General features: G+C 61.8%; 10 protein-coding genes. 6 read left to right on the top strand and 4 right to left on the bottom strand.

The window, feature by feature from the left end; translation table 11 throughout:
• Positions 1-32 precede the first annotated feature (32 nt).
• Both B1400_RS01815 and B1400_RS01810 read left to right on the top strand, forming a co-directional pair.
• Complete coding sequence (locus B1400_RS01815; protein ID WP_095612767.1) at positions 33-1,136, top strand: aliphatic amidase; 1,104 nt, start codon at positions 33-35, stop codon at positions 1,134-1,136.
• The gene (locus B1400_RS01810; RefSeq protein WP_095612766.1) at positions 1,136-2,854 is read left to right on the top strand and encodes a purine-cytosine permease family protein; all 1,719 of its coding nucleotides are present in this window, start codon (positions 1,136-1,138) and stop codon (positions 2,852-2,854) included. The genes B1400_RS01815 and B1400_RS01810 overlap by 1 nt, the downstream gene beginning before the upstream one ends.
• 198 nt (positions 2,855-3,052) lie before the next feature.
• On the opposite strand, the gene B1400_RS01805 is transcribed toward B1400_RS01810, so the two are convergent.
• Positions 3,053-5,545 carry an excinuclease ABC subunit UvrA gene (locus B1400_RS01805; RefSeq protein ID WP_095612765.1) on the bottom strand — a complete coding sequence of 831 codons (2,493 nt, stop codon included), beginning with the start codon at positions 5,543-5,545 and terminating at the stop codon, positions 3,053-3,055.
• 480 nt (positions 5,546-6,025) lie between these two features.
• Complete coding sequence (locus tag B1400_RS01800) at positions 6,026-6,784, bottom strand: class I SAM-dependent methyltransferase (protein WP_095612764.1); 759 nt, start codon at positions 6,782-6,784, stop codon at positions 6,026-6,028.
• Positions 6,785-7,018: 234 nt separating this feature from the next.
• Between B1400_RS01800 and B1400_RS09580 the strand changes: the two genes are divergently transcribed.
• Both B1400_RS09580 and B1400_RS01795 read left to right on the top strand, forming a co-directional pair.
• Complete coding sequence (locus B1400_RS09580) at positions 7,019-7,243, top strand: hypothetical protein (RefSeq protein ID WP_157909611.1); 225 nt, start codon at positions 7,019-7,021, stop codon at positions 7,241-7,243.
• Complete coding sequence (locus tag B1400_RS01795; RefSeq protein ID WP_095612763.1) at positions 7,188-8,123, top strand: phosphotransferase enzyme family protein; 936 nt, start codon at positions 7,188-7,190, stop codon at positions 8,121-8,123. The genes B1400_RS09580 and B1400_RS01795 overlap by 56 nt, the downstream gene beginning before the upstream one ends.
• Positions 8,124-8,214: 91 nt before the next feature.
• Here B1400_RS01795 and B1400_RS01790 read toward each other — a convergent pair whose 3' ends face one another.
• The gene (locus B1400_RS01790; protein WP_095612762.1) at positions 8,215-8,808 is read right to left on the bottom strand and encodes an NADPH-dependent FMN reductase; all 594 of its coding nucleotides are present in this window, start codon (positions 8,806-8,808) and stop codon (positions 8,215-8,217) included.
• A 246-nt stretch (positions 8,809-9,054) separates the two neighbouring features.
• Here B1400_RS01790 and B1400_RS01785 point away from each other — a divergent pair, with 246 nt between their 5' ends.
• Together B1400_RS01785 and B1400_RS01780 are read left to right on the top strand one after the other, a co-directional pair.
• Positions 9,055-10,803, top strand: a complete 1,749-nt coding sequence (locus B1400_RS01785; RefSeq protein ID WP_095612761.1) for an ATP-binding protein — start codon at positions 9,055-9,057, stop codon at positions 10,801-10,803.
• A gap of 90 nt (positions 10,804-10,893) precedes the next feature.
• Positions 10,894-11,697: a MerR family transcriptional regulator gene (locus B1400_RS01780; protein ID WP_162288159.1), complete on the top strand. Its 804-nt coding sequence runs from the start codon at positions 10,894-10,896 to the stop codon at positions 11,695-11,697.
• A 36-nt stretch (positions 11,698-11,733) separates the two neighbouring features.
• Here B1400_RS01780 and B1400_RS01775 read toward each other — a convergent pair whose 3' ends face one another.
• Positions 11,734-12,477 carry a M48 family metallopeptidase gene (locus tag B1400_RS01775; protein WP_095612759.1) on the bottom strand — a complete coding sequence of 248 codons (744 nt, stop codon included), beginning with the start codon at positions 12,475-12,477 and terminating at the stop codon, positions 11,734-11,736.
• Positions 12,478-12,533: the final 56 nt, after the last annotated feature.

Raw genomic sequence — 12,533 nt, 5'->3', positions numbered from 1 at the left:
TGAATTCCAGCGATCAGGACAAGGAGAACACCATGCGTCACGGAGATATCAGCTCAAGCCCGAACACCGTCGGCATCGCCGTCGTCAGCTACAAGATCCCACGTCTGCACACGAAGGAGGAAGTGCTCGAGAACGCGCGGCACATCGCGGATATGGTCGTCGGCATCAAATCCGGATTCCCAGGAATGGACCTCATCGTCTTCCCCGAATACTCCACCGAAGGCATCATGTACGACGAGGATGAGATGTACGAGACGGCCACGACCATCCCCGGCGACGAAACGCGCATCTTCTCGCAGGCGTGCATCGACGCGGACACGTGGGGCGTGTTCTCGATAACCGGCGAACGCCACGAGGACCACCCGAACAAGCCCCCATACAACACGCTCGTGCTCATCAACAACAAAGGCGAAATCGTGCAGAAGTACCGCAAGATCCTGCCGTGGACGCCGATCGAAGGGTGGTATCCGGGAGACCAGACCTATGTGTGCGAAGGGCCCAAGGGCATCAAGATGTCGCTCATCATCTGCGACGATGGCAACTACCCGGAGATCTGGCGCGATTGCGCGATGAAGGGCGCGGAACTGATCGTGCGCTGCCAAGGGTACATGTATCCGGCACAGGAGCAGGAGGTCATCATGGCGAAGGCGATGGCGTGGGCGAACAACTGCTATGTCGCGGTCGCCAACTGCTCCGGGTTCGACGGCGTCTACACGTACTTCGGGCATTCGAACATCATCGGGTTCGACGGGCGCACCCTCGGCGAAACCGGCACCGAGGAGAACGGCATCCAGTACGCGCAGCTGTCGATCCCCGAGATCCGCGACGCGCGACGCCATGACCAGTCGCAGAACCACCTGTTCAAGCTCATGCACCGCGGATACACGGGCGTGCTGCACGGCGGCGACGGGGACAAAGGCATCGCCGAATGCCCGTTCGACTTCTACAAGACGTGGGTCAACGATCCGAAGAAAGCGCAGGAACAAGCCGAAGCCATCACGCGGTCGACGATCGGCGTCGCGAGCGCACCCGTCTATGACCTGCCGACGGAAGACACAGAGGACACGGAAGACACGGAAGACACAGCAGCGGTGGGCATCAGTGAAACCATCATCGAGGAAACGGAGGTGGCGTGATGAGCGCGGAAACGATCACCCCAGCGGCACCGAACGCAGCGAAAGCACCCCCGGCATCGGCCGGGGCAGCACAAGGCGGTGCAGCGAGCGCGTCGAACGCGGCGAAGGAAAGCCTTGAGGACTACACACTGCGGTACGCGCCGCGCAGCTACCGCAAATGGACATGCGGCGCGGTCGGAGCCGGCGCGCTCGGCGGCATCGCCTATCTTGCGGATTTCGCGATCGGCGCCAACATCGGCCTGTCCCACGGCACGGCGAACGGTCTGCTCGGCATCCTCGTGGCGGCGGTCGCGATATTCCTCACCGGACTGCCGCTCGCGTACTACTCCGCGCGGTACAACATCGACCTCGACCTCGTCACACGCGGTGCGGGATTCGGCTACTGCGGGTCGATCATCACGAACATCATCATGGGCAGCTACACGGTCATCTTCTTCGCGACGGAAGGCGCGATCATGGCGCAAGGCCTCAAACTGGGACTCAACATCCCACTGCCCATCGGATACCTGATCACATCCGTCATCATCCTGCCACTCGTGTTCTATGGCATGAACGCGCTCACGATCCTGCAGAAGTGGACAACGCCGATCTGGCTCGTGCTCATGCTCGGCCCCGTCATCTACCTTGTCGTGAGCCACCCGGAATCGGTCCATCAGTTCATCTCATACACGGGCACCGATGGCGCGGGCGTGAACTTCGGCAGCGTCATGCTCGCCGCAGGCGTCTGTCTCTCGCTCATCGCGCAGATCTCGGAACAGAACGACTACCTGCGCTTCATGCCGCCGAAGACGGCGAAGAATCACAAGTCCTGGTGGGCGTCGATGCTGCTCGGCGGCCCCGGTTGGGTCATCTTCGGCGCATGCAAGCAGGCGCTCGGCATGTTCCTCGCGATCTACCTCGTGAGCAACGTCGTAGGCGGCTCGTCGTTCGCGAACGAACCGGTCCGCCAGTTCGTGTTCGCGTTCCAGCAGATGATGCCCCCGGCTGTCGCGATGTTCCTCGCGGTCGTCCTCGTCGTCATCTCCCAGGTGAAGATCAACGCGACGAACGCCTATTCCGGTTCGCTCGCGTGGACGAACGCGTTCACGCGCATCACGAAAACCTACCCAGGGCGCATCGTGTTCCTCATTTTCAATGTGGGCGTCGCGCTCGCGCTCATGGAAGCGAACATGTTCGATATGCTCAACGCGGTGCTCGGTTTCTATTCGAACGTCAGCATCGCATGGATCTTCGTCGTCGCGACCGACATCGTCATCAACAAATACGTGCTCAAGATCTCACCGAAACAACCTGAGTTCCGCCGCGGCATGCTCTACGACTGGAACCCCGTCGGCATCGTCGCGCTGTCACTAAGCGCAATCGTTTCGATCGCGGCGTATTTCGGGGTGTTCGGTCCGCACGTACAGCCGTTCTCCCCGATCATCGCGGCCGCGATCGCGTTCATCTGCACGCCGCTCATGGCGCTCGCGACGCGCGGCAAGTACTATCTGCGCCGCCGCGACGACGGCATCGACCTACCGATGCTCGACGAGGACGGCAACCCGAGCGGCGAGAAACTCATGTGCCACGTCACCGGCATGGAATTCGAACGGCCGGACATGATCGCCTCGGCCAAGCGTGGCGCCAACGGCGAACCACAGTACGTGAGCAGCCTCGCGCTCGCGACCGACAAAACAGGCGAACTCGTGCTTCCCGAGGATCCTCCGGTACGCAGATGATCGCGGATCACCGATTCGTCGGACGAGATATCCATCCTTGGTCAGCCAAGGATGGATATCTCGTCATCTTTGGATGTTTCACCTACCCAAAGATGGCAAGATAGCCGTCAAAATACCGCCATACGAGTCCAGATCGCGGTGTGAAACACCCAAAGATACCGAGATGTGCGCGCGAGCGCGACCTCGCGCGCCGTGACGTCACACACAGGACTTGAGATAGCGGCCTGTCACACTCAGCGGGTTATCCGCGACCTGCGTCGGCGTGCCGACGGCCACGATCTCGCCGCCGTTTTCGCCGCCGCCGGGACCCATGTCGATGATCCAGTCGGCGTTCGCGATCATGTCGAGGTCGTGTTCAATCACCAGCACGCTCGCACCATGGTCGATGAGCTTCTGGAAGACGCCGATCAACGTGCATACATCGAGCGGATGCAGACCGATCGTCGGCTCGTCGAAGACGAACAACGTCCCCTCCTGCGCGCGTCCCATTTCGCTCGCGAGCTTGAGCCGCTGCGCCTCGCCGCCGGACAGCGCCGGCGTGCTCTCGCCCAACGTCAGATAGCCGATGCCGAGTTCGTGCAACGTCGCCAGTTTCGCATGGATGCGCTTCTGCCCGACGAACGTGTCCATCGCCTCGTCGACGGTCATCGCGAGCATGTCCGGCAGCGACACCGCCTCGCCGCCGCCCTTCGGCGTCCGCGTGATCTCGCCCGCCGCGTCGCTGTAGCGGGTGCCGTGGCAGTCGGGGCAGTCGATGTCCACGTCGGGCAGGAACTGCACATCGAGCGTGATCTGTCCGGTACCGTCGCATGTCGGGCAGCGCAGCGAGCCGGTGTTGTAGGAGAACGCGCCCGCCTTCAGGCCGCGCGCCTTCGCCGCGTCGGTGCGCGCGTACAGGCGCCGCAGGTCGTCGAGCACGCCGCTGTATGTCGCGACGGTCGAGCGCACGTTCGCGCCAATCGGCGTCGCGTCGATCATCGTGACCTTGTCAATGCCCGGCGCGTCGAGCGCGCGCACATGCTCGGGCAGCCGTTCGTCGGCGATCTTCGCGCTGAGCGCGGGCACGAGGCTTTCGAGGACGAGCGTCGTCTTGCCGGAGCCGGAGACGCCGGTGACGACGGTGAGACGATGTTTCGGCACATGCGCATCCAACGCGTGCACGGTGTGCAGCGGCGAGGTCCTGATGTCGATGTCGCCTTCGTCGAACATCGCGTCGGCGGCCGTCTGCGGACGTACGATGCGTGCACGTTCGCTTGCGAGGAACGGGCCGATGAGCGAATGCGGATCGTCTTCGACGTCGCCCACCGTGCCCTGCGCGATCACGGTGCCGCCGTGCGCGCCGGCGCCGGGCCCCATTTCGATGATCCAGTCGACGTCGCGCAGCACACGCGCGTCATGATCGACGACGACGACGGTGTTGCCCTGCTCCTTGAGGTCGCGCATGACGCCGATCAGACCGTCGACGTTCGCCGGATGCAGGCCGATCGACGGTTCGTCGAGCACATACATCGCGCCGGTCAGTTCGCTGCGCACGGCGCGCGCGAGCTGGATGCGCTGGCGTTCGCCTGTGGAGAGCGTGGAGCCTGCGCGGTCGAGAGTCAGGTAGCCGAGGCCGAGTTCGAGCAGACGGCGCGCGGTGCGCGTGAATTCGTCGACGATTGTCTGCGCCATCTCGCGCATGTCGTCCGGCATCGTCGCGGGCACCGTACGCACCCACGCCGCGAGGTCGTCGAGCTGCATCGCGCACTGTTCGGGCAACGTCCTGCCGTCGACGGGCAATGTACGCGCGCGTTCGTTGAGCCGTGTGCCGTGGCAGTCAGGGCATGGTTCCTCTTTGATGAACGGCTCGACGCGCTTGAGCGCCTTCGCATCCTTCGCCTTGTCGAGCGCGTTGAGCACGGTGCGTTCGGCGCTGAAGTATGTGAAGTCGAGTTCGCCGGCGCGGTTCAGTTTCTTCGAGTGGTACAGAATGTGCCGTTTTTCGGCGGGGCCGTGCAGCACGATCTCCTTCTCATGATCGGTGAGGTCCTTGTACGGAACATCGGTGCGCACGCCCATCTCACGGCACACGTCGACCATGATCGACCACATCAGCGAACGCCACGGCGCGACCGCTCCCTGTTCGATCGTCAGGTTCGGGTCGGCGATCAACGTCGACTCGTCCACGGTGCGCACGATGCCGGTGCCCGAACACGTCGGGCATGCGCCGCCCGAGTTGAACGCGAGCTCCTCGGCGCCGAGCGGCTGCACATCGGCGCCGCACACGGGGCAGACGATCGGGCGTTCGAGCGCGACGTTCGGCGTCGGGTCGAGCATATGCCCGTTCGGGCACGTGTAGTTGCCCAGACGCGACGTCATCAATCGAAGACTGTTCAACAGTTCGCTCATCGTGCCGAAGGTGCTGCGGATGCCGGGAACGCCCGGCCGCTGATGCAGCGCGAGCGCGGGCGGCACATGTTCGATCGCGTCGATCTTCGCCTCGCCGCTCTGCGCGATGCGACGACGCGTGTACGTCGACAATCCCTCGAGATACCGCCGTGAGCCCTCCGCGTAGAGGACGCCGAGCGCGAGCGACGATTTGCCGGATCCGGAGACGCCCGCGACGGCGACCATCCTGCCGATCGGCACCCGCACATCCACGCGCTTGAGGTTGTGCACGCGCGCACCTGTGATATCGATTGTCTTCGCCATGCCGTCACTTCCCTCCGCCTACATCCGGCCGCCTATGTCCGCCGTTCGCCCGATGATTCGCCGCATCGACGACGCGCAGATTGCCGAGCCGCCGTCCGATGCCGCTATTGCCGAGCGTAAGACGCGCGCACACGCTCCGCCGTCAGCACATTCGCACGTACGGCCATCATGAACGACGCGACGACGGCGAATACGGACGGTCGCCGTATTCGCCGGACGACGCGGGGCTATCGATCGAGACGCGCGCAGGGACGGCGATCGCATTCATGCGAATCCATGCGAACCAACAGCGTTCTTTGAGCTTTCGCCATCGGTTTTCCAAGATGCGCGCCATACCGTAAAGCCATCGGCTCACGGGATACGCGAACCGAGATAACTGAACATCTCCTTTTTCCTTCTCTCTCAGTGTTCGGCCGGGACCGCGAACAGCGCGGCCCCGGCCCTTTCCTTGTCCTTGTATCGATATCGATCGGCGGCGGCTCAGCGTTGCGGCTTCACGCTCCATGTGGCCACGTAGGTCGGCACATGGTGCTCGTGCAGGTTGCCTTCGCCGTTCGTGTCCTCATACAATGCGCGCAGCATGAACCCGGCCTCAAGTTGGCCGCCGATCTGCTCGTCGAGCGTGTGCGAGAACTGCATGCCGCAGTCCGCGTCGAGCAGCATCCGCCGCGCATGCTCGTCGTGGAGCGGATTGAACGGCAGCGTGTACGTCAGCGTCGTCTCGTCGTCGTCGAAGATGTAGTTGACGCCGTTGTCGTAGCCGCCGATGAGTGAACCGCCGGGTTTGAGCACACGGAAGCACTCGCGGAACACCGGGCGCACCTGTTCGATGTAGCAGTTCGAGACCGGATTGATGATCAGGTCGAAGCTTTCGTCCTCGAACGGCAGCGGTTTCGTCATATCCGCCTGGACCACATCGATCTCGTAGCCTTCGCGTTGCGCGACATCGGTCTCCCGTTCGCATTGGCGCGACGAATAATCGAGCACCGTGCACTGGGCGCCGAGCGCCGTCATGATCGGCATCTGCTGTGCGCCGCCGCTCGCCAGTCCCAGCACGCGTTTGCCGCGCACGTCGCCGACCCATTCGTGGGGAACCGGCTTCGTGGGCGTGAGCAGGATGTCCCATTCGCCGTTACGTGCGCGTTCGAAAGTCTTGTGCGAGATCGGCACGCCCCACTGCCAGCCCTCATCGACCCACCGGTCGATCGTCCGCGCGTTCTCGCTTTGATAATCCTCCATGATTGAGTCCGTTCTCTTGCTTTACTGCTCTCACTGTTTGCGTCACGCTCAAGCCTATCATCGACGCGCATCGTGCAGACGAACACCGTATCCACGATGAACATGAGCGCCATTCCGTGCTGAAATCGACATTCCAAGTCCGCCATTCCGTGCTAGAATCGGCATACAGAATCCGCCATTTCGTGCTGAAAACGACGTCCAGAACCCGCCATTCCGTGCATGGAGGGAGCGCAGATGTTCAAACGCAAGGCTTACGAGTTGCATGAACACTGGAAGGACATCAACTGGCAAAACATCCCCAAGCAGCTGGAACGAGACGGCGATCGCGTCAGCCTGTCCCCTCTATATGAGCGGGCTGCTGTGAGCATGGCCATCACATCACAGATGCAGAAAGGAGCAGCATATGATGTCGCGCAAAGAGGCCTTGGATGTTCTTGGACATTGGCGATTAGAGACTGAACCCATCTTCGACGTTCCGTCCAGGAGCAGCGGAGTGGAAGGAGCCGGAGCCTTCTACATCGGCGACGATTATGTACTGAAGTGCTGCGAAAACCCCGATGAGGTCAATAACGCCGCGGCGCTCTGCGAGGCACTGCAAAGCGCCGACGTATACGCCTCCTCCCTCATCAGGACGACGGATGGACGCGCATACGTACAGGACGGCGCACTGTTCTTCTATATGACACGGAGAATCGTTGGCACGCAGTTGACCGCCCGGAATTTTTACGGAAGCGACCATACCGCCAAAGCACAGCTCCTCGGTGAATCCATCGGGAAGCTGCATCGCGCTTTACGCCAAGTGAAGGCATCCGTGAACGATGTGAATCTGTATGAATCGGTGAAGAACTGGGCATTGCCAAAAATGGAGGACATCCTTCCGCTCCCCGAATCGTTCCGCCGCGATTATCTGCATGAATTCGGAGCGCTGTACTCCGACCTGCCCAAACAGATCATTCATCGCGACCCGAATCCGTCAAATATTATCGTTTCGCAGGACAAATGGGGTTTTATCGATTTTGAACTCTCGGAGACCAATCTGCGTATCTACGATCCCTGCTATGCGGCCGTCGCCATTCTGAGCGAAAGCTTCGACGGGAACGACCACGCCGGACTCTCGACATGGTTGGAGACATACCGGAATATCATGAGAGGATACGACAACGCGATACGGCTTACCGATAAGGAACGCGTCGCGATTCCTTACGTGGTCGTGGCGGAGCAGATGACCAGTACGGCATGGTTTTCCGAGCAGAACAGATACGCAGGCCTGTTTGAGACCAACAAGCGCATGACCCAATGGCTCATCTCTGTTTTCGACGAACTGAGATTCGACCGGTAGTCGCTCGGAGAATAAGGCCGCAAGACGTTCCCATAAGCGAGACACGGTCAGCACGCGCTTTTCGACGGCGAACCGGGCCCATCCCGATGCGCTACTGCCCGACGACCATGTCAATGAGCGCGTCGGCCTGATTGCGGATCGAGGCCTTGGCTGCGTCGTCAAGGTCAAGCCTATCGCTGACGAACATCTCACGGTTCAACGCCACGCCGGTGAACGTCGCCGGAGCGATGCGCATCTTCAACGCCTTGAGCACCGGCAGCCACGTCGCGAAGCAGTCACGCGCGCAACTCGAGCCGGCGGCGCCGCTCATCGTCATCATCTTGCCGACGATCGGCGACGGCGAACCATCCTGCGCCGGCCGCGACAGCCAATCGAACAGATTCTTGAGCGGCCCCGGCATGCCATGGTTGTATTCGGGAGTCGCGATCCAGATCGCGTCGGCTTCGGCGACCTCAGCGCGAACTGCCGCCACTGGCTCGGGCGTCGGGAATTCCTCGTCCTGATTGAACACCGGCACCTCACGCCAGTCGAGCATGCGCACATTCGCGCGGTCGGCGAGCTCACCGGCGGCGAACTGCGCGAGCTGCCTGTTGAACGATTTTTCGCGCAGCGATCCGACGATCATCAGCACCGTGGGCAGGCTGCCGTCATGTTCCTCGATGCGCACCTCATTGATCGATTCCATCCTCGGATTCCTTTCATATGCTCACGTCGTATACTCATGACCGAAATAGCCGAATGGCTGTATTATCAGCCGTCGCATCGCACGCCGGCAACCCGTCACGCCCTCAGCTGACCGTGCGTAGACGACCACGGCTCGATTCCCTCATCACAGTCACACTGTCACATCACTGTCATTCACACTGTCACATCACTATCACATGATAGTGTGATGATAGTGTGATGACAGTGTGACAGACAGTGAGGCATTATGGCGATCATCGAAGAACCGCTTGCTCAAGCCATCGAACGGCTTCGGGACCAACACAATGACGATGCCGACTATGAAGCGAAAAGCTGTGCCACAGATCTGAGCAAAAGCGTCTGGGAGAGTGTGAGCGCGTTTGCCAATACCGACGGCGGCACACTGCTTCTCGGCGTCGACGAACGCGAGAATTTCACCGTTCCGCCGCAATTCGACGCGGACAGAACCATCAATCAATTCATCGACGGCATGGGTGACGGCAACCGGGACGGAGCCAAGCTGGTTTCGCCACCCAAATACTCCATTCATCGTGATACCGTCGACGGCGAACACATGGTGGCCGTGCAGGTGCGCGAGAACGCGCTCGCACAAAAACCCTGTTACGTCAAAACCAAGGGGCCGAGCTCCGGCAGCTACAAGCGCCAGGATGACAAGGACCTCCCATTGTCGCCGACAGAACTGTTCGAGATGCGCAACGTCTATGCATCGAGCGAAGCGGATCGCATATCCATCACCGATGCCGATCGCAGCGATCTCGATGATGCCACCGTCGCCGCCATCATCGACGCGTACCGCGGCATGAAAGCGCTGCGCGGTGCGCAAAATGAGACTCAGCAACTCGAACGACTGAACATCCTCGACAAAAGCGGCCATGTGCGCCTCGCTGGATTACTTATCGCCGGCATATATCCGCAGCAGTTCTTCCCTCGACTGTACGTGGATGTCGCCGTTCATCCGGGGATCGACAAAGCCCAGAATGACGAAGTCCGCTTCCTCGATCGCGTGCAGTGCGATGGCCGACTGCAGGAGATGGTCGATGACGCGGTAAAGGCTACGTTGCGCAATCTGCGCACCTATTCACTCATCGAGGGCACCGGAAGGCACGATGTACCCGAGATTCCTGCCGGGGTACTGCGCGAGGCAATCGCCAACGCTGTCGTTCATCGGGAATACGACGCATTGTTCCATAACGATCCGGTGAGCGTCGATATCTATTCCGACCGCGTGGAGATTTCAAGCCCCGGCGGATTGTGGGGCGGCAAAACGCTGCAGAATCTCACCGACGGCGTCTCCAAGTGCCGCAACGCAACCTTGATGCAACTGTTGCAGCATACGCCACTGCTGCGTGGCGACGATAAGGCAGGTCCTACCGTGGAAGGGCAGGGCTCGGGTATCCGTTTCATGATCAGCCAAATGAAAGACCGTTCCCTCGCACAGCCTGACTTCAAACCGGCCTTCGATCGTTTCCGCGTGGTTCTGTATCGCGGCGGCGCCGAACTCGCCATGAACCAGCAGTGGGTGCGCAACCATGTGGGGCACGATCTGCCGGGGCGCGAAAGCTCGGTGTTGCATACCGTGCGCGCGCTTGGACGGGCAAGCGTCCACGACATCCGGGATCGGCTCGGACATGATTCCGATGACATCCGTACAATGCTGTCCGCGTTGGCGGAGGACGGCCTCGTCAAACAGGTGGCCACAGATACGTACGAACCCTTGGAAGCACCGGCGACCACCGATGCCGACGACGCCCCAACGGCACCCCCCGCAGCGGCGACATCGAGCCGGCAAGCCATCATCGACGCAGTTCCCGCATCCGGCACAATCAGCGCACGCGAGATCGCGGAGACCACCGGTCGAAGCCTGCAGACGGTACGCCGCCTCCTGCGCGAGCTTGTGGACGACGGCACCATCACCGCAATCGGGAAAAAGCAGAGCCGTTCGCGCGCCTACACACGCGGACGCACCACCGAGTGACGCTCATCGCCAGCCGCGCACCACCCACCACTCCACCGACACGCCGTCGATGTTGACCCTCACATCATGTCAGGCCGTAGCGTGGCAGTCATGCGAACGAATCGAGGACAAACGGCAGCGCACGGCGCGATGCTGACGATCGGCGAAACGGCGTCACTGTGCGCGGTCAGCGTACGGATGCTGCGCCATTGGGAGTCGGTCGGCCTGCTGCGCCCCGAACGGGACGGCAACGGCTACCGGCTGTACGGCGAGCGCGACATCGCACGTATCCGACGGATCCAGCTGTACCGCGACCTCGGTCTCAACTCTGAGCAGATCAGCGCCGTCCTCGGACAGCCGACGAAGGAGACGCTCGCACTGCTGCGCGCACACCGCGACCGCATCGAACAGCGCATCGCCGAACTACAGGAGACGCTGCAGGACATCGACGCACTGAGCGGGCACGCGCGGCACGACACCGCATCAACGCAATCAACGGACAAGGAGAACGGCATGCACGATCCAACCACCGACGAAGCACACGAACGTTGGGGAGACAGCGCACAATGGATGGAGTACGCCGAGTACCGCACCCGCACCGACGACGCGCAGCAGCAAGCGGACCGCGACGCGATGCAGACGGTCGAACGCGAACTCGCGCAGGCGATGCGCCGCGGCGTCGAGCCGGGCAGCGACGAGGCGAACGAACTCGCGTTGCGACATCGGGAATCGCTCACGTGGTATCACGTGACGCCGTCGATGCACGTATGCCTCGCGACGATGTACACCGCCGATCCGCGATTCCGCGCGCATTACGACGCCATCGAGCCGGGACTCGCCGATTGGCTGCGCGCGATCATCGAAACGCAGGCCGCCACGGAGGGCGTCGACGTGGAGCATGCGCGCTGGGAGTGACTCAACGCAGCCATGATGCCGCGTTCAGCGCCGCGCTCAACGCTGCACTTGCGGCACCTCGAAGATCGTGCAGCGATTGAGCTCGCGACGCAGCTCCCTCCATTTGGGCAGCGCGTCGGTCATCCTGGTCTGGAAGGCGGCGCCGTGCCCATGCTCCCACAGATGCGTCATCTCATGCACGAGTACATATTCGAGGAACTTCGGGTCCATCAGTCCGAGTTGCAGATTCAGGCGGATCCGCGACGTCTTCGGCGTACACGAACCCCATCGCGACGTCATCGCACGCACGGTGATCTTCGACGGCGAACGGCCGATGATCGGCGTCCACTTCTCCAGCAGCGCCGGAATCCGCTGTTCGATCGAACGCCGCGCCTTCTCGACATACCGTTCGTTCCACGTGAAACCAGCGGCGGTATCGACTGCCTCGCGCGCGACGGAGACCTCGGTTCCGGTGGCGGCGATTGACGGCGACGGCACTGAAGGATCCACATCCGCCGACGCGAAGGTGCGCGAGCGCGCGACCGCCATCTTGCGCAACGCATCGTCGACCCACTCACGGCGGTCGCGCACGAAATCGACGATCGTCCGTTCGGGCATGCGCGCGGGGGCGGTCACCTCGACGGCGCCATACGGCGGCTTGATGCGCAGATACATGTTGCGGTTGTTTTTGCGCAGCACCGTCACCTGCAGCCCGTCGACGTTGAGCGTCTCGCGCGAGATCAGCGCACGCTGCGACGGCCTGGAGAACGAACGGGCACGGGGCATTCCACGAAACGACATACGAGCATTATCGATATGCATTCGGACATATGTTCGAATGCATATCGGACGAAAGA

The sequence above is a fragment of the Bifidobacterium italicum genome (genome assembly GCF_002286915.1).
GTDB classification, from domain to species: Bacteria; Actinomycetota; Actinomycetes; order Actinomycetales; family Bifidobacteriaceae; genus Bifidobacterium; species Bifidobacterium italicum.
Note: the sequence above shows the minus strand (reverse complement) of the source record. Positions and strands in the feature narration are given on the sequence as shown.